21 protein-coding genes are annotated in these 19,715 nt (G+C 41.6%); 10 read left to right on the top strand and 11 right to left on the bottom strand.

What is annotated here, in order from left to right; all coding sequences use genetic code 11:
• The first annotated feature begins 2 nt into the window (after nucleotides 1-2).
• On the top strand, nucleotides 3-377 hold the full coding sequence (locus tag ACLI08_RS01895) for a hypothetical protein (protein WP_411426761.1): 375 nt from the start codon (nucleotides 3-5) through the stop codon (nucleotides 375-377).
• Here ACLI08_RS01895 and ACLI08_RS01890 read toward each other — a convergent pair whose 3' ends face one another.
• The gene (locus tag ACLI08_RS01890; protein ID WP_411426760.1) at nucleotides 378-827 is read right to left on the bottom strand and encodes a GNAT family N-acetyltransferase; all 450 of its coding nucleotides are present in this window, start codon (nucleotides 825-827) and stop codon (nucleotides 378-380) included.
• Nucleotides 811-2,052, bottom strand: a complete 1,242-nt coding sequence (locus ACLI08_RS01885) for a 3-deoxy-D-manno-octulosonic acid transferase (protein WP_411426759.1) — start codon at nucleotides 2,050-2,052, stop codon at nucleotides 811-813. The genes ACLI08_RS01890 and ACLI08_RS01885 overlap by 17 nt, the downstream gene beginning before the upstream one ends.
• A 246-nt stretch (nucleotides 2,053-2,298) precedes the next feature.
• Between ACLI08_RS01885 and ACLI08_RS01880 the strand changes: the two genes are divergently transcribed.
• The 3 genes from ACLI08_RS01880 (at nucleotide 2,299) to ACLI08_RS01870 (ending at nucleotide 4,956) form a co-directional block, all read left to right on the top strand.
• Complete coding sequence (locus ACLI08_RS01880; protein WP_411426758.1) at nucleotides 2,299-2,727, top strand: hypothetical protein; 429 nt, start codon at nucleotides 2,299-2,301, stop codon at nucleotides 2,725-2,727.
• A 227-nt stretch (nucleotides 2,728-2,954) separates the two neighbouring features.
• A complete protein-coding gene (locus tag ACLI08_RS01875; RefSeq protein ID WP_411426757.1) occupies nucleotides 2,955-4,085 on the top strand; it encodes a DegT/DnrJ/EryC1/StrS family aminotransferase in 1,131 nt (376 codons plus the stop codon).
• 151 nt (nucleotides 4,086-4,236) lie between these two features.
• Nucleotides 4,237-4,956 carry a hypothetical protein gene (locus ACLI08_RS01870; protein WP_411426756.1) on the top strand — a complete coding sequence of 240 codons (720 nt, stop codon included), beginning with the start codon at nucleotides 4,237-4,239 and terminating at the stop codon, nucleotides 4,954-4,956.
• A gap of 79 nt (nucleotides 4,957-5,035) precedes the next feature.
• Here ACLI08_RS01870 and ACLI08_RS01865 read toward each other — a convergent pair whose 3' ends face one another.
• The 3 genes from ACLI08_RS01865 to ACLI08_RS01855 all read right to left on the bottom strand — a co-directional run bounded on the left by ACLI08_RS01865 (nucleotide 5,036) and on the right by ACLI08_RS01855 (nucleotide 8,516).
• Nucleotides 5,036-6,091 carry an Omp28-related outer membrane protein gene (locus ACLI08_RS01865; RefSeq protein ID WP_411426755.1) on the bottom strand — a complete coding sequence of 352 codons (1,056 nt, stop codon included), beginning with the start codon at nucleotides 6,089-6,091 and terminating at the stop codon, nucleotides 5,036-5,038.
• Nucleotides 6,092-6,133: 42 nt separating this feature from the next.
• A complete protein-coding gene (locus tag ACLI08_RS01860; RefSeq protein ID WP_411426754.1) occupies nucleotides 6,134-6,889 on the bottom strand; it encodes a T9SS type A sorting domain-containing protein in 756 nt (251 codons plus the stop codon).
• Between the two features lie 97 nt (nucleotides 6,890-6,986).
• Complete coding sequence (locus ACLI08_RS01855) at nucleotides 6,987-8,516, bottom strand: redoxin family protein (protein WP_411426753.1); 1,530 nt, start codon at nucleotides 8,514-8,516, stop codon at nucleotides 6,987-6,989.
• Nucleotides 8,517-8,800: 284 nt separating this feature from the next.
• On the opposite strand from ACLI08_RS01855, the gene ACLI08_RS01850 reads away from it, so the two are divergent.
• Both ACLI08_RS01850 and ACLI08_RS01845 read left to right on the top strand, forming a co-directional pair.
• Nucleotides 8,801-9,277, top strand: coding sequence for a TlpA family protein disulfide reductase (locus ACLI08_RS01850; RefSeq protein ID WP_411426752.1), 477 nt, complete (start codon nucleotides 8,801-8,803; stop codon nucleotides 9,275-9,277).
• Complete coding sequence (locus ACLI08_RS01845) at nucleotides 9,277-10,986, top strand: DUF6029 family protein (protein ID WP_411426751.1); 1,710 nt, start codon at nucleotides 9,277-9,279, stop codon at nucleotides 10,984-10,986. The genes ACLI08_RS01850 and ACLI08_RS01845 overlap by 1 nt, the downstream gene beginning before the upstream one ends.
• Nucleotides 10,987-11,031: 45 nt before the next feature.
• On the opposite strand, the gene ACLI08_RS01840 is transcribed toward ACLI08_RS01845, so the two are convergent.
• Complete coding sequence (locus tag ACLI08_RS01840) at nucleotides 11,032-11,895, bottom strand: sugar phosphate isomerase/epimerase family protein (RefSeq protein ID WP_411426750.1); 864 nt, start codon at nucleotides 11,893-11,895, stop codon at nucleotides 11,032-11,034.
• A gap of 109 nt (nucleotides 11,896-12,004) precedes the next feature.
• On the opposite strand from ACLI08_RS01840, the gene ACLI08_RS01835 reads away from it, so the two are divergent.
• Nucleotides 12,005-12,988 (top strand): Gfo/Idh/MocA family protein, encoded by a 984-nt coding sequence (locus ACLI08_RS01835; RefSeq protein WP_411426749.1) that lies wholly within the window; start codon nucleotides 12,005-12,007, stop codon nucleotides 12,986-12,988.
• A gap of 65 nt (nucleotides 12,989-13,053) precedes the next feature.
• On the opposite strand, the gene ACLI08_RS01830 is transcribed toward ACLI08_RS01835, so the two are convergent.
• Complete coding sequence (locus ACLI08_RS01830) at nucleotides 13,054-13,647, bottom strand: hypothetical protein (RefSeq protein WP_411426748.1); 594 nt, start codon at nucleotides 13,645-13,647, stop codon at nucleotides 13,054-13,056.
• Between the two features lie 185 nt (nucleotides 13,648-13,832).
• Between ACLI08_RS01830 and ACLI08_RS01825 the strand changes: the two genes are divergently transcribed.
• A complete protein-coding gene (locus tag ACLI08_RS01825) occupies nucleotides 13,833-14,705 on the top strand; it encodes an AraC family transcriptional regulator (RefSeq protein WP_411426747.1) in 873 nt (290 codons plus the stop codon).
• Here ACLI08_RS01825 and ACLI08_RS01820 read toward each other — a convergent pair.
• Nucleotides 14,698-15,504: a polysaccharide deacetylase family protein gene (locus ACLI08_RS01820; RefSeq protein ID WP_411426746.1), complete on the bottom strand. Its 807-nt coding sequence runs from the start codon at nucleotides 15,502-15,504 to the stop codon at nucleotides 14,698-14,700. The two genes, ACLI08_RS01825 and ACLI08_RS01820, sit on opposite strands and share 8 nt — an antisense overlap.
• Nucleotides 15,505-15,510: 6 nt before the next feature.
• Entirely contained in the window at nucleotides 15,511-16,257 is a 747-nt protein-coding gene (locus tag ACLI08_RS01815) for a DeoR/GlpR family DNA-binding transcription regulator (protein ID WP_411426745.1), read from the bottom strand.
• A 116-nt stretch (nucleotides 16,258-16,373) separates the two neighbouring features.
• Here ACLI08_RS01815 and ACLI08_RS01810 point away from each other — a divergent pair, with 116 nt between their 5' ends.
• Complete coding sequence (locus tag ACLI08_RS01810; RefSeq protein ID WP_411426744.1) at nucleotides 16,374-16,979, top strand: 5' nucleotidase, NT5C type; 606 nt, start codon at nucleotides 16,374-16,376, stop codon at nucleotides 16,977-16,979.
• 106 nt (nucleotides 16,980-17,085) lie between these two features.
• Here ACLI08_RS01810 and ACLI08_RS01805 read toward each other — a convergent pair whose 3' ends face one another.
• Both ACLI08_RS01805 and ACLI08_RS01800 read right to left on the bottom strand, forming a co-directional pair.
• A complete protein-coding gene (locus ACLI08_RS01805; protein ID WP_411426743.1) occupies nucleotides 17,086-18,030 on the bottom strand; it encodes a geranylgeranylglycerol-phosphate geranylgeranyltransferase in 945 nt (314 codons plus the stop codon).
• A gap of 169 nt (nucleotides 18,031-18,199) precedes the next feature.
• Complete coding sequence (locus tag ACLI08_RS01800) at nucleotides 18,200-18,901, bottom strand: DUF4397 domain-containing protein (protein ID WP_411426742.1); 702 nt, start codon at nucleotides 18,899-18,901, stop codon at nucleotides 18,200-18,202.
• 220 nt (nucleotides 18,902-19,121) lie between these two features.
• On the opposite strand from ACLI08_RS01800, the gene ACLI08_RS01795 reads away from it, so the two are divergent.
• Nucleotides 19,122-19,712: a hypothetical protein gene (locus ACLI08_RS01795; protein WP_411426741.1), complete on the top strand. Its 591-nt coding sequence runs from the start codon at nucleotides 19,122-19,124 to the stop codon at nucleotides 19,710-19,712.
• The last annotated feature ends 3 nt before the right edge of the window (nucleotides 19,713-19,715 follow it).

The raw sequence follows: 19,715 nt of genomic DNA, 5'->3' as shown, positions 1-19,715 counted from the left end.
AGATGAGTGATGTTCTTATAAAAGCTGTCCGTTTGGTAAATACGCCAGACGGGGGCTGTACATTTCAGCACGGGTATATAGCCAATACGGTTTTTGTATCTGCCAAAGGTTTTTTTGCACAAACGTATGTAGAGGAGTATCAAAAGGTAGCGCACCCGGCACCGCGCAGGCAGTACGTGGTTACTTTAAGTGGTACACTGCGCTTTAAGGTTACCAATGGCGAAACCTTTATTATAGAACCCGGTACGGTGCTATTAGCCGAAGATACAGAAGGAACCGGTCATACCTGGGAACTTATAAAAGGCGAGCGCTGGGAACGTATCTATATAGTGCTGGAAGATGGTGCAGAAAGCCATTTTGTGCCGCAGGAGGTGTAATTATTTTGCGGTGTAGCGCATTAAGCCCCTTTTATGATTTTTAAATCCTTTAGATAAATACAGTTTACGGGCACTTTCGTTGTGAGGTTCTATTTCCAGGTAAATAATTTTTATCGAAAGTAAATCGGTTTGCGTTTTAATAAATTCGAGTGCTTCTTTTGCAAGGCCTTTACCCCGCATAGACTCGCTTATGAATAATTCATCCAAAAAAGCAATACGGCCCGCATATTCAAAACTAAATACAAACGTAAGAATAACGTAGCCTACCGTCACACCATCGGCGGTGATTGTCCATCCTTTGCCCAGGCTTTCGTTTTCTGTAAACTCCATAAACAGCCCCATGCTTACTGCTGCATCTATAGGGTAGCCATCTATGGCGTAAAATTGCTCCATCATGGTTATTACTGCGGGCGCATCAGCAGTTTCAAAAGGTTTAAAGGCTATGTTCATGCTGTATGTGTTTTAGAATGGTGTATACCGCGCCGCGGTTGCGTTGTACAAAGTCACCTGCATTTCTGCCTGTTGTATTCCTGTAGTTTTCTTCGGTTGTTAAGCGGCTTAGTACAGCTTCGGTCTCTGTTTGGTTATGTACTACAATACATCCGCCCGCATCTGTAAGCTGTTTAGCTTCCGGGAATTTTTTATGATTAGGGCCTATTACAACCGGAACTCCATAAGCGGCAGGTTCTAAAATATTGTGCAGGCCCGATGTGCCGAAACCACCACCCACATACGCCACATCAGCATAGCTGTATATTTTAGTTAACAATCCTATGGTGTCTATTACCAGTACATCATAATCTTTAAGATTTTTGCCCTCTTTTTCGGTAAAGAATACAATAGGTTTTGTAATGTTTTGCCTCAGGCTTTCCATGTGACTTTCACCAAAGGTATGGGGAGCAATGATAAATTTGGTGTCGGGCTGTTTGTTAATAAAGCCCATAAACATTTCCTCGTCTTTAGGCCATGAACTACCAAAGATTACTGTAGTTTTACCATTAGTAAAATCTTCTATAAACGGTAAATGATTGTCCTGTTCCAGTATACGGCTTACCCTGTCGTAACGGGTATCGCCGCTAACGGTTACATTATTAAATCCTATGGATGAAATAAGTTGTTTAGAACTTTCATACTGCACAAAAAAATGGTTGAATGACTTAAACGCCTTGCGATATAAACTGCCATACCATTTAAAGAATACCTGGTTTGGCCTGAAGAGCCCTGAAATCAGGTAAGTAGGTACATTTGCTTTTTTTAGTTCAAAAAGATAGTTAGGCCAAAACTCGTACTTAATAAAAAATGCAATATCAGGGTGAGCCAGTTTTAAAAACTTTTTTGCGTTTTTTAAAGTATCCATCGGTAAGTATACTACCACATCTGCAGCGCTAGTGTTTTTTCGTATTTCATAACCCGAAGGAGAAAAAAATGTAACCAGTATTTTGTGCGAGGGGTACAGCATCCGCATTTTTTCCATTACAGGAAGTCCCTGTTCGTATTCCCCTAAAGATGCCGCATGAAACCAAATTACTTTATCGGCAGGTGTTATTTTTTCCTGCAACGTAGAAAATACGCTTGTGCGGCCCTGTACAAAAAGCTTCATTTTTTTATTAAATAAAGCTACTATATGCAGCATGGGCATAACAGTATTTATTAGCAGGCTGTACAGTAGGCGCATGTTTTTTTTGCAAAAATATGATTTTTATTTTTTGCCTGTTGCGTTCAGTTGCTTTCATAACTGCTTGAATGAGTATTAGCTGTTTGCGTAGCGGTACATCTGGCGACGTTTATAGGGCTGTTCACGACAATATTTTGGATATGATGTTGAATTAAAGGAATTTCGAAACCGGAATTCCAATCGAACGTTAATAAGCCGGTACGCCGAAAACGGTAACAAAGAGTAGGCAGAAAAAACAACAAAACCATGAGTTTACAGGGTTCATTTGATTTTCTTGACAACGAAGTATTTGAAGAAGAAAAACGAGATGTTAAAGAGACTTACGAAACGGAAGCGTTAGTAACTGAGGGAGAAATAGCTGAAGAACTGGGAGAAAACTATAGGGCAGCAGCAGCATTGTCCTCAAACAGTTTATTAATGTCGGCTACCGAAGTTAATACTGCAAGAGAGAGCAGTTTTTCTGCAGCATTTACCGGTGGGAATATTTGGCAGCGTCTCCGTAGATATTTATGTAAAGTGCTAAATGCAGCCTCAGCAGCAGAGGATATTATAGATGCTATTCTGAATTTTCTTATTGGGGTTATTCCCGGTGGGATGGTGCTAAAAGGGATAGTGCGAAAAATATTAAAATATTTTATAAACCGGGGCTACGAGGCCCTCTGTCCTGTCGTTTAAAATAATAAATAAAAGCACAGCCCCCACTGTGTTTTAAAACCAGTAAAATTTGGCGGAAGCGCTGCAAAGGCTAATAAAACCGGAGCAGCGTCTCCGTCATTTTTATTAGTACCCATTTCAGAATAAAAAAACTGATTTTTTTCATGATTATAAGTCGGGGAAGTTAGTTATTTTTGTGCCGATTTATTAACTTAATACAACGGCCCGTTTTTCAGGGCAAAGTTATTATGAAAAAAATACAGATGGTTGACCTGAAATCACAGTACGACCATATAAAAGATACCGTAAACGCTTCTATACAGGAAGTGCTAGATACTACCACTTACATTAACGGCCCTCAGGTACAATCATTTCAAAAAAATCTTGAAGATTACCTTGGCGTAAAACATGTTATTCCGTGTGCTAACGGTACCGATGCACTGCAAATAGCCATGATGGGCCTTGGGCTTCAGCCGGGTGATGAGGTTATAACAGCCGATTTTACCTTTGCAGCTACCGTAGAGGTTATAGCATTACTACAGCTTACACCTGTGTTAGTAGATGTAGATGTAGATACATTTAACATCTCTGTAGATGCTATTAAAAAGGCCATAACACCTCGTACTAAAGCCATAGTGCCGGTACACCTTTTTGGGCAGGCAGCTAATATGGATGCCATTTTAGAAATCGCAGAAGAGCATAACCTTTACGTTATTGAAGATAACGCTCAGGGTATAGGCTCTAATTACAAGTTTGCCGATGGCAGCAAGAAGAAAACCGGAGGTATAGGACATGTGGCTTCTACATCATTTTTCCCGAGTAAAAACCTGGGCTGCTATGGCGATGGTGGTGCTATTTTTACTAATGATGACGCTCTTGCACATTCGCTTCGGGGTATAGTAAACCACGGCATGTACGTGCGTTACCACCATGATGTGGTAGGTGTAAACAGCCGTTTAGACAGCATTCAGGCAGCGGTGCTTAATGCCAAGTTACCACACCTTGATGCCTATAATAAGGCGCGCCGTGAGGCTGCTGCCAAATATAGCGCTGCATTGGCTAATCATCCTAACGTAGTTACTCCTGTAGTTGTAGGTGACCAAGACAGCCACGTGTTTCACCAATACGTAATCAGGATACTGAATGCCGACCGTAATGCACTTATGCAGCACCTGCTGGATAAGGGCATACCATGTGCTATTTATTATCCAATACCGCTGCACAGCCAAAAGGCATATGCTGATACCCGCTATAATGAAGCGGATTTCCCGGTAACAAACCAGTTAGTAAACGAAGTGCTGGCGCTACCAATGCATACAGAACTAGATGATGAGCAGATAGCTTTTATAACCGGGGCTATCCTTGAGTTTTTAAAATAAACAAAGCAAATATAATTTAGAAGCAGCTCTGTAAGGGCTGCTTTTTTTGTTGCTGCCGGTACTGTTTTTGTATATCAAATTTAACAATTGTTGTTTTTTAAAGCGGCTTTAATTGGTTAATTTAGTGGTGTTTAATGAAATAATGTAGAGTATGTTGTGGGATAACAAAGATCTTACTGAAGCGTTGCTTTCTGAAAGAAATAAATCGGTTACGGAAGAAGATGTAATGCAGCAAGTGCACCTGTTACTCGAAAAAGATGCAGAACAACGCACGGATATAAAAGAGAGGTTAGCGATGGGGGGTAATGGCATTGAAAACCTGTTTAATGTAAATAAACTTGAGCCGTCGCGTATTTTTCATCTTAACCAAATAAGAGCGGTATGCATAGACTATCGGCTGCGGTTTTTAAGCACTGAGCTTTATAAAAATACCATACCGGAGGAAGCACTTACACGCATAAAACATTTAGAGCAAGATCATAACATTGCACTATCGGGTTTTATGATTATGGCGCCTTCCAGCCACTTTCATTTAAAGAATTACGACGACCCCTTATTGTTTGCGCCTATTGCAGACGATTATTACTATCTTATACACAAATGGGGTAACGATTTAAATCCTTTCAGGAAATTAATGGTTAGGCCCATGCGCGACATGGGAAGCCTGTTGGTGTTTTTAGTTTGCTGTACCGCATTGTTCACTTTAATATTAGATAAGTGGTTTTTCTTTGGCACAAACCACGAATTGTTTGTGCTGCTTACGTTTCTGTTTGGATTCAAGGCTTTTTGCGGAGTGGCATTGTACTATTGCTTTTGGAAAGGCAAAAACTTTAATGCCTATATTTGGGACAGCCCATATTACAACCATTAATACTCTTGCAATGCTTTACATAAAAAAGCCCGCTTGTAATTAAACAGCGGGCTTTTGTTATTTGGAAAATAAGTTATACTTATTCTATTTCAAATTCCTGGTTTTCGCCGGCATGGGCACTACGTACGTTAACAGCACGCCCGTTTTCGTTGATTATGAATGCTACAAATTCCATGTTTGACACATTGGTAACGTTATCGGGCACATTTACGCTGAAACTTCTTGTATAAACGTTATTCAGCGTAGTTTTTTCAGACGGCACGGTTTCGCCGGTAATGTCTGTAAGGCAAGAACGTAGCACGTGGTTGTGTACCCAGTCTTCTATAACCGAAACACCGTTATAATATTCGGTGTAGTTGTGTTGAGGGTATAGCAAACCATTTTCAAGTACGTATACCACAAGTTTAAGCCCGCTCGCAGTAAAGTCCTTGCTGAACATAACGTTAACATCAAGGTTAATTTTACCATTTTGTACAGTAGGTTTCATGGCAAGCCCCAGCTTGGGATTATCGCCTTGTGTAAGGTTAATAACCTGCGCCAGGTTATTTGGCTCCGGCGATGTCCAGCGTGTGCGCCTGTTTAGGTATCCTTTAGGGTAACCTATGGCGCTCAGGGTGTTTTCTATAGCACTGGCATCATAGTTATATGGGTCGTATTGTGCGTTAGAAGGGTTGCTGCTTGGCCTGTGTATGGCTACCGGCACTACATTTTCTGTTTGTCCTTTTACAAGTTCAATAGCCCATGCTACACGCGTACAATAGCCACACCATGTACCGGTATAATCTTCTATAAGTACACGCTTTTTAAAGTTTAACTCCGCAGTGCTGCCAAAGCTTACCGTTATAGGCTCAGACGTCATAGGGCCTAATGATGCTGTAACATTATACTGCTGTACGTTGGCCGAAGTAAGTGTGTTGCCACTGATTTTAGTACCGTCTACGTAAAATGTAGCCTCAGCCGTGTGGTCTGTTCCATTATTGTCCTTTACAGAAAATGTAATGGTATTGTTTACCAGCGTGTACGATTTATCTGCCGTTAGGATTACAGAATCATACGACTGTAAAATTTCGTAATCGCGGGAACATCCCCATATAATTAACGCTGTTAAGCACAGTAGCGATAAAATTCTTTTCATAGGTATTTATTAATAAAGGCTTGTGCTGCTTATAACAGGCAGTTAGTTTTTTATAATTCTTGCAGAAGCCGTTTTTGAGCCCGATGTAAACGTAGCTGTATATACACCGTTTGCAAATGAGGTTGTGTCTACATTGTTTATTCCGGCATTAAGTGGCAGGCTTTTTACTATGGCGCCGTTAATGTTGTAAAATGTTACGTTTGCAGGGTTTACCGTTTGTATTGTTACCGTGTTTTTTACAACAGTATTTTTAATATCTACACCCATCTGTTTTAGTACTGCTGTCTCTGTGCCTGCGGTAGCCGAGTAGGTGTAGTTAATGGTTTGTAGCGTTTCCTGCACCGTTAAATCGCCATCCTCGTTACTGGTAAGCTTTACAAATGCCAGTTGGTAATTTACAGGTTGACCGTCAGTACCGGGGTTCATGTTAATAAAGTGGTCGTCGTCTGATGTAGAAGTAGCGCCTGCTGCCAGTACAGAGCCATCTGTTATAATGTTACCCGGTTGTATGTTTAGTAAACACACGCCGTAGCATAACTGTAAATTAGAGCCGTCTACGTTATTACTCATGCTTATCACCTTTATCCCTACAATCATGTCTTCCTGTGTAAGGTTAGTTACTTTAAAGCGAAGTTTGTTTGGTGTAGGTTGTGTGCCGGTAGGCGAATTTAAACTATTTGTGGTAAAAGTATAACCATCTGGTAAAACTACATCACCCCTGGTTGTTACAGCAATTTGCTGAGCAGTAGAGGTTAAAATTCCTAGCAGTAGAGTGGCTATAAGTGCTATTTTTTTCATGGTTTAATAGTGTATTTTTATTATTGTATTAAAACGAAAATGCTACCGGGTGTATAAATATCCCGGTAGCGTTTTCAGAATTGCATAGTGGTTATTGTTAGTTGATAACAATTTTTTCAGAATTTTGAGCACCACTTTCGCCTTTCATTGTAGCGATGTAAATGCCTTTTTGTAGGCTGCCAAGATTAATGGTGCCGCCGTTTTGTATGTCTTTAGCTGCAAATACAGTTTTACCGGCCATATCAGTAACCGTAATTGTTACGTTTTCGGTGCTCTGTATGTTTAATATACCGTTTGTAGGATTAGGATATACCGAGAATGCCTTATTTGCACCCGGCTGGAATGCATCTGAAACAGAAACAGTTCTTAACGCTGCAGCGAAATTGGCTGTAGAGAAAGCGGCAAGGTTAACGTTTTTCTCATACACCACATTGTCTCCATTTAGTATTTTAATTCCACGGAACGCGTTTGGATCATAAGAATTTGATGTCTGGAAATACCATCCGTCTCCGTTAGAGTCTTTAAGTATTACTTTGTAACAGTCATCGGTATCAGGAAGTGTTACTGTAGATGTAATGGTAGTATTGGCATCTGGGCCACCACCGCCAAATGTGTCTTCGGTTCCTGCTGTGTAAGGTCCTCCGCTTGCTACAAGGGCATTAGTGCTGTTATTTCTAATTTCCCATGAAGCCTCAGCAGGATAAAAATCGGTGTATATCTCTACTGTAAGGTTGTTGCCTACCTGAGTATCGTTGTTTAATATGATATCCACATCTTGTGTGGCTGTCTCAGGGTGTGGTAGGGTGGTTAAGCCATTAATTTCAGTAAGTTCAATAGTATGTACGCCGTCTGTAAAGTTAGTAGCCGGGAATGTAAGGTTTGTAGTGTTGTAAAGGCTTACACCGGTGGTGCTGGTGTAGTTTTTAGTAGCAATTACGTTCCCGTTTTCTTTAAGGACAGCCGTTGCAGAAAGTATCTTGTTTGTACCAAGGTTTTTAAGCGGAGCCACTACTACACCATTTTGTTGACAAATAGGTGTGGTAACGGCGTCAAAACGCGCTTTGTTTACAGCTCCTGTCAGCGTTTGGCAACTGGCAGTAATCTTAGACTTTAGTATAGGTGCTGTTGGCGGATTTGCATTGTTCGTAAGTTCTGTGACATTACCGTTAGGGCATATCATATATACCGTAGGGAAATATTGGATGGCATACGCGTTAGATATAGCACCTGTTCCGTCATCAATGATAGGGTAAGGAGAATGGTTAGTCCAGTTACCCTGCGTTGTGCTTGTGTCAGAAGATGTATTGGTTCCATAAAGGCTTTGTACAGAAGTGCCTGGGTCGCCCTCAATAAAAAGCACCACCACTTCGTTAGAGCCGTTTGGCCCGTACGTTTCATAGAAGTCAGCAAGGGCATGTGTTCCGTGATATCTCCAGCATGGGCCACACCAAGTAGCAGAAATATCAATAATTACTGTTTTACCCTGGTTAAGGTAATCAGCATAAAGGCTGTGTTCTACACCGTTAATGTCTGTAGCGGTGAAATCAGGCGCTGTACTGCCGCTTGCAAGCTGTGCATTTGCCGAAAGGCCGCCTAATAATAGTAATGAGAGTAAAGTTTTTTTCATTAATAGTTTTGTTATGTTAATCTGAAAAGTAAAAATAGCAGGCGAAAATTATGTAAAAAAAATGTTACTTGAAAAAAAACCAGTAAAAATCTTTTTTGTTAAAGGTATTATTATCTAATTGTGCTTAAAAGTGTTTTAAAAATACATTTTATTAGTCTTTTTTGTGTTTTTTATAAATCTACCTACTCCATAGGTTTTGATTTTCCCTCAATAATTCCGCCATTCTTTAATTTTTTTTTAATATTGCGCACCAACAAGTTTGCACTTAAAAATCAAAGACATTTATGAAAAAGTTTGCACTACTCTTACTGTTCGTTTCCTCCATTGCTTTTGCCCAGAAAGAAATGCCGGGGGTAAGTATAAAATCGGTTGATAACAAAACCCTAAACATTAAGGACGACTTTGCCGAAAAAGATAAAATATATGTGTTTTCGTTTTGGGCAACATGGTGTGTTCCGTGTATTAATGAGCTTGATGCTATAAAAGAGCATTATGCCGAATGGAGCAAGGAAGTTAATATGGAAGTAGTGGCCATTTCTATAGACGATGCCCGCACCCAAAAAAGGGTAAAACCATTACTAAATGGTAAAAACTGGCCTTATAAAGTATTGCTGGACAGCAACCAGGACCTGAAAAGGGCACTGGGTATAGCTAACGTACCGTATACTATTGTAGTTAAAAATAAAAAGGTAGTTTACATACACAACGGTTACAGCCAGGGTGCCGAAAACGAACTTTTTGAAAAATTGAAACAACTGTAATGAGAAAAAAAATACTATGGTTGCTGCCTCTTTTTGCGCTGACTTATGGCTACGCTCAGGAGACAGATACAGTGGCAAAAAAAGATTACGGGCGTTTATATGGCGGATTTGAAAGCAATTCGCAGTGGTATCTTAACGATAAGGGTACAGGTGTAAACCAAAAGGCTGCGCCCATAAACGGTAAGCCCATACGCTCAAACAATTACTTGTTGCTAAACTATCAGTATAAAGGCTTTACGGCCGGTATACAGGGTGAAGCGTATGAACCAAATGCCCTGCTGAATTACAATCCGGGTTTTAAAGGTACTAACGTAGGCATATGGTATGCTACTTATAAGTTTAGTAAACTGGAACTTACCGGCGGGTACTTCTACGAGCAGTTTGGTAACGGTATGCTGTTCCGTGCTTGGGAAGACCGCGCATTGGGTATAAATACGGCCCTGCGTGGAGGACGTGTTATTTACAGGCCTACTGATGATATTAAGCTTACTGCCCTTTACGGACGTCAGCGTACAGGATTTAATGTTTCTAAAGGCGATATTTACGGATTTGATGCTGACTTTAGCCTGAACAACCTGTTTAAATTTCAGGTATCCGACCTTTCTTTTGGCGCCAGCTATATTGGCCGTTACGAAGCACTTGCCGAGCCTGCTCCATTTAATGCCCTTACCAATGCTTATGGCGCACGCTTTGGGTTTATACACAATTCGTTTTACATAAACGGAGAAGCTGATTACAAAGAAAAAGACGGTGTGCTTAACCTTCAAAACGAGATAGACCCTTACCTGGTTAAGCCGGGTAATGCCGTAACCCTTAACATGGGATATTCTAAAGAAGGCCTTGGTATAGATGCTACGCTGCGCCGTACCGAAAACTTCAAATTTCTTAGTGAGCGTGAGCCTGCCGTATACGATGCCAATTCATCGAGCCTTAACTATAACGACAGGGTGCTGAATTTTACCCCTGCACTTACTAAGCAGCACCACAGCAACCTGGCAAACATTTATGTATACCAGGCACAAAGTAAGGTAGACTTTATTACTACGGGTATTATGAAAGCCGGGGAAACCGGCGGACAGCTTGATGTGTTTTATGATTTTGCCAAAGAAACTGCGTTTGGGGGTAAGTACGGTACCAAGCTGGCAGTAAACCTAAGCAGCTGGTACAACCTTCCGGGTACATACAGGCTCAACCCTGCATCTTATGAAACCCGCTTTTTAGGCGTAGGTGATAAATACTTTAGCGATTACAACTTTGAGATACGCAAGCAGTTTAGCGAAAGCTGGCACACGGCTTTGTATTATATGAGGCAATTTTACAATAAGGCCTGGATAGAAGGCGGCGATAAGGTAAATACAAATATTGTAACTGCCGAAGCTACCTACAACTTTACCCCTAAAAGGTCTATCCGTTTAGAGGGTGAGCATATGTGGGCCGATGCCGATAAAAAGAACTGGGCAGGTGCTACCGCCGAGCTTAACCTGGACGATAAATACTCCTTCTACGTATGGGATATTTATAACTACGGTAACGACGACCCTAACAAGCGCATCCATTACTACAACGTAGGTGGCGCGTACCGCATAGGTGCTACGCGTATTGCGGCTAACTACGGCCGTCAGCGTGGGGGTTTGGTATGTGTGGGTGGTGTATGCCGTTATGTGCCCGAAAGTACAGGTATATCTTTACAAATCAGCACAGCGTTTTAAGCATTGTGCTTACTAACATAAAAAAACCGGCAACTGCCGGTTTTTTTATGTTAGTAAATTTTCCAGCATTATTTTGGTCTTTATTATGCCTTCCTCTTCACTAAGGCGTTGCCCTTCATATTCTATCCCTATATAGCCGTTGTAGCCACTGTTTTTAATAATCGCTATCATCTTAGTGTAGTCTATGGTGGTTTCAAGGCCGTGCTCGTTAAAATCGTAGGTTTTTGCACTAATGCCTTTTGCCCAGGGCATCATCTCAGTAACGCCTTGGTAGCGATCGTATGCTTCCACGCATGGGCTGGGCCATTTTAAGCCATCTTGCCGCCTGATGCAAAAGTTACCCAAATCAGGTAAAGTGCCTACGTTTGGTAGGTTAACGTTTTTCATCACCCGTGCCAGTACGCCACCGTTGCTGCTTATGCCGCCGTGGTTTTCTACAATAACGTTCAGATCATAGGCTTTTGCCAAATCTGATAAAGCTATCAGTGATGACGTGGAGGCATTAATCCACTTTTCCTGTTTGGTTTCATCTCCGCCGGTAAGGTTTACCCGTATACTGTGGCAGCCAAGTTCGGCTGCTGCTTCCAACCATTTTAGGTGGTTGTTTATTGCTTCAATACGTTCTCGTGCGATGTCCGATGCAAGATTCCCTTCTCCATCAATCATAATCAACAGGTTTTTTATCCCTGCATCGTTGCTTCGCTGATTTATTTCTTTTACTATTTGCGCAAAAGACTGCGCGCTTTTTGCTTCCTGTGTATAAAATCGCGACACGTATTCTACAGCTTCAAATCCCAGTTGCCCGGCTTTTTTGGCAAAATCAAGCTTGTCCATAGTACCTGATTGTATAGCATGGTGTAATGACCATTGTGCCAGCGATATTTTAATATCCTTATCTGCGTTATCCATAGCTACTAAAGTACATTTTTTTAAAATGTTATAATAACGGTTAAAGTGACTATAAGTGTGTTTCGCTAAAAATGCTACCTTAGCCTGCACAACAATAACCAAACACACAATGGACGAAAAACAGTTAATAATACGCTGGGGCATTATAGGCTGCGGCGATGTAACCGAGCGTAAAAGTGGCCCGGCATATCAAAAAGTATCGGGATTTGCCCTTAAGGCGGTAATGCGCCGGGATGCCGAAAAAGCTGCCGATTATGCCCGGAGGCATGGTGTAGAGAAATACTATGCTGATGCTGATGCCCTGATAAATGACCCTGAAATTGATGCTGTATATATAGCTACCCCGCCCGATACACACAAGTTTTACGCTCTTAAAGTGGCTCAGGCCGGTAAGCCTTGCTGTATAGAAAAGCCTATGGCGCCAAATTATGATGACTGTGTGGCAATAACCGAAGCGTTTGATGCCAGGAAGCTCCCTCTTTTTGTGGCGTATTACCGCAGGTCATTGCCCAGGTTTTTACAGGTAAAACAATGGATAGAGGAAGGTAGGATAGGTAGTGCGCGCCATATACACTGGAACTTAACCAAGGTGGCTTCTGAAACAGATTTATCAGGAGTTTATAACTGGCGTACCGATGCGGCTATAGCACCGGGTGGCTACTTTGACGACCTTGCGAGCCACGGGCTTGATTTGTTTGTGTACTTTTTCGGTAGCGTAACCCAGGCTCACGGCATAAGCCTTAACCAGCAAGGGCTTTACACTGCTAAAGATGCGGTAGCAGCTACATGGCTGCATAATACCGGTGTTACCGGTACAGGGTCATGGAATTTTGGTACGCTAAAACGCGAAGATGAAGTGAGTATTTATGGTAGTAAAGGCACTATAAAGTTTGCAGTTTTTGAAGAGGTGCCGCTTACGCTGATTACAGAAGCAGGTACGGAAGAGCTAATTATACCACATCCTGAAAACATTCAGTTGTATCATGTAGAGAATATGCAGAAACATTTGGCAGGGATACTGAAACATCCTTCCACTGGGCATACAGGAGCTCATACCAACTGGATAATGGATAATATTTTGGGTACTTTATAGCTCTATAGATATAAAATAAAAAAGCTCCACATTGTGGAGCTTTTTTGCTATAACCAAACCTCATTTTATCGCGCGGAGATGGTTTCAACAAACAGTTTGTTGTTGTAGCCAATAACCAACGTGAAATTTTTAGCTGTTGATTTTGTAATGTCAAAACGTTTTGCAACTTTCCCGCCTTCAAATGTTTCATTGTAAAGCTCGTTGTTGTTTTCGTCATACATTTTTATATCAACCGGCGTTTTATCGTTTTTAGATACCTGTACTGTAACAATACCTTTGTTGTTTAGTACTACAGGTTTTGCAATTTCAGATACTGCATTTTCGGCCACCACAGCAGATTTTCCTTTTATTGTAATTTCGTGGCGTGCTACTTTTGTAGCGGTTTCTGTTTCCAGGTAATATGTACCGTCTGGTAGTGCATTTAGGTCATACGTCCTGTCTACCTTACCGTTTTTGCTTTTTACGGTTTCGTTAAAAATCTCTGCCCCGTCTTTAGCGTATAGTTTTACAAGTACATCTTTACTTTCTTTTATGGTAAAGCTTATCGCTTTTCCGGCACCTTCTTTGGTTTTTACCAGGAAGTCGTTGTCATTTGCATGTGAAACAACCGTGGTTAACAGTGCTACAAGTGCTACTCCGAATTTCATTAGACTTTTCATGTTCTTACAGCTTTAGGTTGTACTTCTTTTTATCTGATGCTAAATTACAACCACAGTTTTAAAAATGTTACAACAATATTTGCCTCTTTGTATTCAATATTAACCTTACGAAAACGTTTTTTAGTTAAATCGAGCCAATTTTAGTGTAGTCTGCCTATATTTGTAACGAAAAATGCAACATTTTCATGAAAAACGTACGTGCCTCATTTGAAGTCATAGAGCCCTCTTTCGGGAGCAGCTTTGCTTATGTTACTTTTGACCAAAACAGTAACCTGCGTTCTCACGTTTGGCATTACCATCCCGAGGTGGAGCTGGTGTATGTAAACGGCGGTTCGGGCAAGCGGCAAATAGGCAGCCATATTTCATACTATGCCGATGGCGACCTTATACTTATAGGCAGTAATTTGCCGCACTGTGGTTTTACTGACGATACTACCGGCAACAAAAAAGAAACTGTAATACAAATGAAGCCCGACTTTTTAGGCGACACCTTTATGGGGTTACCCGAAACAAAAAGTATAGGTGCTTTATTTGAAAAGGCTAGGGGTGGTATAGCCTTTGGACCCGATGTGCGTTACCTGGTAGGGGAACGTATGGAGGAAATGGCAAATATGGATCCGTTTGAGCGCCTTATAACACTTATAAGCGTATTGCACGACCTGGAACAAACGGAAGACTATAAAGTTTTAAATGCAGAGGGTTTTGCCCTGGAAACCCATGTGCAGGACAACGACCGTATAAACATGGTGTTTAACTTTGTAAAAGATAACTTCAGGGAAACTATAGCGCTGGACGAGGTTGCCGAAATAGCCAGCATGACGGTGCCGTCTTTTTGTCGTTACTTCAAAAAAATGACCCGCAAAACCTTTGTGCAGTTTGTTAACGAATACCGCGTGGTACACGCCTGTAAATTATTGGCTGAAAAGCCTATAACCATAAGCGAGGTGTGTTATGAAAGCGGATTTAATAACTTTAGCCACTTTAATAAAAGCTTTAAAGAGGTAACGGGTAAAAGCGCCTCGCAATACCGTACTGAGCTAAAGGCGCACCTTATTTAGCCGTTTGTAGTTTCTTTATGTACTCGGCTACAGTTACCATCGGGGCAACCCATATATCTTTTTTACGGCTACTTAGGTAACGCAGTACTTTTTCGTGTTCTTTCGCACTAACATTTAGCGGATGTTCTCCGCCTACACCGTGAAACAGCAACACTATCAAGCTGCCTTTTCTCTCAGCTTCCTTAATTTGCGCTATCATCTGCTCGGCAGTGGTGTCGCTTTGCCCAAAGCAGTAAATGTTGTCCAGATTAATATCTTTTGCACTGGCATAGGCTGATACAACGCCCCGTGCTCCCGAAAATTCGTTTTTTAGACTGTTGTAAAAAAGCGTATCGTTAATTTTTAGGTCGCCACAAGGGTAAGCAAAGGTGCGTTTGTCTTTACCGTCTATGGCTTTTAAAAAAGCATTGGTAACTTTTATTTCGTCTATGGCCCGTTTTACAGTATACTTTGCAAGGTTTGCATCTTTACTTACCCATGCCCTGCCCGGCAGGCTGCCATCGCACGGATGGTTAAGGGTATGGTTGCCCAGTTCGTGGCCTTCTTTTGCCGCCTTTCGCCACTCGTTTATACGATTAGTAAGGGCAGGGGCATTGCCTACCAGATAAAAAGTGCCTTTAAGGTTATACTTGTTTAGCTGAGGCAGCACAGTGTCTAGGTGTACATTTAGCGCATCATCATACGTAAGTACAACGGCACATTTTTTACCGTTCCACTCTCTTGATTCCTGCAAATGGTATGCAGCAGGAGCTATAAGCAACAACAGTAACAGTAGGGGTATGTAAACTAGTTTTTTCATGCTTTATTATACTACATTTAGCCCTAAATCTCTGTATGGCTGAAGTTTTTCATCGTCTGGTGTGGCTTCTGTAATCAGTGTGTCCACCTTAGTAATAGGACATACAAAAAAAGCCTCGGCAGTATCTATTTTTTGTAGTGTGCTTAGCGCAATGATTTGCGTAGCGTTTTCTACCATTGCGCGTTTTACCAGGCTGTCTTCGTAGCTGCGTGCGGTAAGACCAATGGTATGTATGCTGCTTACACCAAAAAAGTAAATATTGGCACGCACATTACGTACCGTGTCAATGGCCTGCTGGCCTATGGTGGTAAACGCCGTTTTGTAGAGTCGGCCTCCTGCAAAAATCACTTCTGCATTAGGGTGGTCTTCCAGTACATCGGCTACGGGGAAACTGTTAGTAACTACAGTAACCTTAAGGTCTTTAGGCAGCATTTGCGCTACCGCCAGTACCGATGTTCCTCCGTCCATAAAAATGGTTTGCCCGTTTTTAATAAACGGTATGGCTTTTTCGGCTATGCGCCTTTTTAGTGAAATATCAAATGTTTCCCTGTCGCGGTAGTGGTGCGGTATACTGCTGTTTGCAATGGCACCGCCGCGTACGGCTTTTAGCAATCCCTGCACGTCCAGTTCCTTTATGTCGCGCCTTACGGTATCTTCAGATACGCTGAGCAGGCGGCTCATTTCGCCAAGTTGTACGCGGTTATCGCGGGTTAAGTGCTGTAGTATGAGCTGTAAACGCTCTTCTTTAACCATTATCAAGAATTTGTTTACGGCAAATATACAAAAATTTAACATTGCAAAATTTTGCATAAAGTTGCAATATATTGCAAAATAAGCGTAACTTTGCTGCAACAAAATGCAATAACCTCATGAATACCTCAGAAAGAATTAGAAAGACAATTGCGATAGATATGGACGGTGTTTTAGCCGACGTAGAAACGCAATACCTTAACTGGTACGAAAAAGAATACGGCAACAGGCCGGAGCGCGAAACCATGCTTGGCCGCATGGAGAGTGAAGCGTTACCGAATGACGCGATATCAAAGTTTTTGGTTACACCGGGGTTTTTCCGTACGCTGCCCGTAATGGAAGGGGCTGTAGAAGCGGTAAAAGACCTGATGAAAGATTATGATGTGTACATAGTGTCGGCAGCTATGGAATTTCCGCTTTCATTGTATGAGAAAAAACTGTGGCTGGAAGAACATTTTCCGTTCATTCACTGGAGGAACATTATTTTTTGTGGTGATAAAAGCGTGATTGATACAGATTTCCTGATAGACGACCACTGCAAAAACCTGGATTACTGCAAGGGTAAGCCCATTATGTTTACGGCATTCCACAACATATATAAAGAGAATTATCAGCGTGTAAACCACTGGAAAGAAGTGCCTGCACTGGTGCGTGACCTCACACACATACGCCAGCGCCTTGCCGACCTTCCGGCTGTAGAAAATATAGACAGGCCGCGTTGGTAATGATTTTCTGATTTTTTTTAATAGTTCCTGTTTCCCGCCCTGGCGGGATTTTTTATTGCAAAACGGGTGTTATTGGAAGTATTAAGGTTGATTTGGGAAACCTTTTCTACACCAACAATTGCCTTCCGTGTACTAAAACCGCCGGGTCTATAAGTACAATACTAAATACACCGGCTACTATAAGGCCTTTTACAAGATTATGCAGCAGCAGGTAATCGGTTTTAGACGAGGCATCCCACAGGCGGTACAGGAAAAATATAATAACCAGCATGCCGGTATAAAAGTATACATCCATATAGCCTACATCGTATACCTCAATCAGCAAATAAACAGGTATTATGGTAAGGAAAATAAGTGCCGCTATAATGCGCTTGGCTACTTTTTCGCCAAACATAACAGGTATGGTTTTATAATTGGCAGCCATATCTCCGGCCAGGTTTTCCAAATCTTTAATCAGTTCCCTGGTTAATATAAGCATATACAGGAACGTAGCATGCGCAAATATGGTCCCTACGCGTTCGCTCATAAAGTAAGTACCCTCATTATACTTAGTTACATACAACAATATTCCGAAGAACGGCAATACAGCCAGTAAAGCCGCAGTAAGGTTGCCTATAAGTGGATATTTTTTCAGCTTGTGCGAGTAAAACCAAATCAGGAAAATATAGGTGCAGAAAAATATTACAGCCCGCCATGATACCACAAAAGCAAGTGCTACGGCTATAAAGTTGAGCGCAAAATATACCTGCAGTTTGGTGCCCTGGCTTACAAGCCTGTCCAGCATGGATTTTTTTGGGCGGTTAATCAGGTCTTTTTGGGCGTCGTAAAAGTTATTTATAATGTACCCTGAAGCAATGCTTATAGACGATGCCAGTACTATTATAAAAAGGTGGCCGTCGAGCAGTATATCTAGCGCGCGCCTTTTAGTGTCAAGAATAAAAATGGCCGAAAGGTATTGCGCCAGCGCAATAACGGGTATGTTGTAACCACGGACTACAGAAAAAAGGCTGAATATTTTCATGAGAACCAGTCTTGCTTTTCTTGATGCCATGGGGTGCGTTACTACGTTTCGGTTTTTTAGTTTGTTTAAATATACTGTAAATATAGGGGTAAAATAAATTGTCTTCTCTATATGATTTGAAAAAATATTAGGCATCGTCCATAAAAAACATAAAAAAAGCACCCTAAATAAGAGTGCTTTAAAAACGTACTGAAAATTATTAACCTCTGTAGTTTGTAAGTTTTACGGCGGTTGCAGTGTCGTTACTACCCGCAGCAGGAGAAAGATATCCTTTAACGTAGATAGTATATATATATCCGGCATTAAATGTTTCGGCAGTATCCGTTGTGATTACTGTGCCGGTACCGGCATTTTTAAAGGCAATGTCGTAAGTGCCGGCAGCAACTTCTATAAAATCAGTGGCTTCTTTAAAGCTTAATCCTGTAGCAAGGCTGGCGCTTGGTGTTGCCACATCCAGGTCGGGTGAATCAGGTATCAGGTTTATAAAGCGCACGCGTGCATTACCTGCGGCCGGTTGCACCAGGGTATCCCTGTAGGCTACGAGTTCTATGTTGTTAAAGGTGTTAACCGCAAATAACCCGAAGTAATCCTGATTGCTAAGTTTAAGCGAAGTAGTAGCCAGCGAGGTGCCCGCCGAGCTTTTAACGCTAAAGGTGCGGTCGCCCAGATAAAAACGGTAATACCCTGCAGAATTGCCATAATTAAGCGCCGTGCTGTTCAGCAGGTTTTGGTCGGCATAAAAATATAAGTCGCCACTATTCGGGCTGGCATTTACAATATAGCCGTAAGCGGCAGATTCTACCGGGGTGTAATAATCGTTATTTAGGTCGTTGCTGCAAGAGGTAGCAAAAAACGCAGCAGTTATTACGCCTGTTAAAACGGAAAGGAATTTAAATTTCATAGCTTCACAACATTAATTTTTTTTCAAATATTAGATGCGGTTTATGTTAGATGGGTTGCGTAGAAATGTGTTAATTAACACCTGTAAAATTACAAAGTCTTATGTAATGGTATATAACAATTGAGGTGAATGGGTGATTTTTTTGCGGGAATAGAAACAATTTAACCTTTTCTACGCAACCCTTTAGGTTAGAGTGTATCTATTTTGAAAAATCTTTACTATGAAAAAAATCATACCAGCAATTGCCTTAGCCGCTTTAGTGGCTTCATGCACCAGCAATGACAGCGTGCAAACAGACAACACACGTGTACAAGATGCGCCAAATGCCGCTGTACTGTTAAAAGTAGATTTAAACACCAACACTTTTGAAGGTGGGCAAAACGTAGAGCTTCCGGACGATGCGGTTTTAAATCTTGTTCCGCAATACGTTTCTCCGGGCGATATTGGCAGTATTACCTTAAAAACACTGCAAAGTAATACCACCGTGTTTTCGGGAGGGATACACTGGGCAGGTAAAGGCGAAATTTCATTTCCGCAGACTTTTTTAACGGCTACAGACTTTGCTGTGTCTAACACTGAGGCTCCGCTCCCGGGTGTGTCTGATGTAGACTTTATAACCTATGGCGAAATGCCGGAGTTTGTAAACGCTACCGATTATGCAACAATTTGGGATGCCATAGACAACCTTGAAGTGGTAAAGCAAAGCAGGCAAAACCATCCCGGCGAAAAAGTACATATTATGCTGTACACGCCAAGTGTAGGTGTGGGTGACCCTGCTGAGTGGGACTGGATTGTAGTGCTACGCAAGTAAACC

The organism is Flavobacterium sp. RNTU_13 (assembly GCF_046614455.1).
In the GTDB taxonomy this organism is placed as follows: domain Bacteria; phylum Bacteroidota; class Bacteroidia; order Flavobacteriales; family Flavobacteriaceae; genus Flavobacterium.
The sequence above is the reverse complement of the archived record's forward strand: the minus strand, read 5'-3'. Positions and strand labels throughout refer to the sequence as shown.

Excerpts from the sequence above, each read along its gene's own strand:
- ACLI08_RS01820 (WP_411426746.1), bottom strand. The coding sequence starts at position 15,504 with ATGAAAAAACTAGTTTACATACCCCTACTGTTACTGTTGTTGCTTATA.
- ACLI08_RS01840 (WP_411426750.1), bottom strand. The coding sequence starts at position 11,895 with ATGGATAACGCAGATAAGGATATTAAAATATCGCTGGCACAATGGTCA.
- ACLI08_RS01795 (WP_411426741.1), top strand. The coding sequence starts at position 19,122 with ATGAAAAAAATCATACCAGCAATTGCCTTAGCCGCTTTAGTGGCTTCA.
- ACLI08_RS01875 (WP_411426757.1), top strand. The coding sequence starts at position 2,955 with ATGAAAAAAATACAGATGGTTGACCTGAAATCACAGTACGACCATATA.
- ACLI08_RS01895 (WP_411426761.1), top strand. The coding sequence starts at position 3 with ATGAGTGATGTTCTTATAAAAGCTGTCCGTTTGGTAAATACGCCAGAC.
- ACLI08_RS01850 (WP_411426752.1), top strand. The coding sequence starts at position 8,801 with ATGAAAAAGTTTGCACTACTCTTACTGTTCGTTTCCTCCATTGCTTTT.
- ACLI08_RS01860 (WP_411426754.1), bottom strand. The coding sequence starts at position 6,889 with ATGAAAAAAATAGCACTTATAGCCACTCTACTGCTAGGAATTTTAACC.
- ACLI08_RS01830 (WP_411426748.1), bottom strand. The coding sequence starts at position 13,647 with ATGAAAAGTCTAATGAAATTCGGAGTAGCACTTGTAGCACTGTTAACC.
- ACLI08_RS01825 (WP_411426747.1), top strand. The coding sequence starts at position 13,833 with ATGAAAAACGTACGTGCCTCATTTGAAGTCATAGAGCCCTCTTTCGGG.
- ACLI08_RS01885 (WP_411426759.1), bottom strand. The coding sequence starts at position 2,052 with ATGCGCCTACTGTACAGCCTGCTAATAAATACTGTTATGCCCATGCTG.
- ACLI08_RS01805 (WP_411426743.1), bottom strand. The coding sequence starts at position 18,030 with ATGGCATCAAGAAAAGCAAGACTGGTTCTCATGAAAATATTCAGCCTT.
- ACLI08_RS01855 (WP_411426753.1), bottom strand. The coding sequence starts at position 8,516 with ATGAAAAAAACTTTACTCTCATTACTATTATTAGGCGGCCTTTCGGCA.
- ACLI08_RS01835 (WP_411426749.1), top strand. The coding sequence starts at position 12,005 with ATGGACGAAAAACAGTTAATAATACGCTGGGGCATTATAGGCTGCGGC.
- ACLI08_RS01865 (WP_411426755.1), bottom strand. The coding sequence starts at position 6,091 with ATGAAAAGAATTTTATCGCTACTGTGCTTAACAGCGTTAATTATATGG.
- ACLI08_RS01880 (WP_411426758.1), top strand. The coding sequence starts at position 2,299 with ATGAGTTTACAGGGTTCATTTGATTTTCTTGACAACGAAGTATTTGAA.
- ACLI08_RS01815 (WP_411426745.1), bottom strand. The coding sequence starts at position 16,257 with ATGGTTAAAGAAGAGCGTTTACAGCTCATACTACAGCACTTAACCCGC.
- ACLI08_RS01810 (WP_411426744.1), top strand. The coding sequence starts at position 16,374 with ATGAATACCTCAGAAAGAATTAGAAAGACAATTGCGATAGATATGGAC.
- ACLI08_RS01890 (WP_411426760.1), bottom strand. The coding sequence starts at position 827 with ATGAACATAGCCTTTAAACCTTTTGAAACTGCTGATGCGCCCGCAGTA.
- ACLI08_RS01845 (WP_411426751.1), top strand. The coding sequence starts at position 9,277 with ATGAGAAAAAAAATACTATGGTTGCTGCCTCTTTTTGCGCTGACTTAT.
- ACLI08_RS01800 (WP_411426742.1), bottom strand. The coding sequence starts at position 18,901 with ATGAAATTTAAATTCCTTTCCGTTTTAACAGGCGTAATAACTGCTGCG.
- ACLI08_RS01870 (WP_411426756.1), top strand. The coding sequence starts at position 4,237 with ATGTTGTGGGATAACAAAGATCTTACTGAAGCGTTGCTTTCTGAAAGA.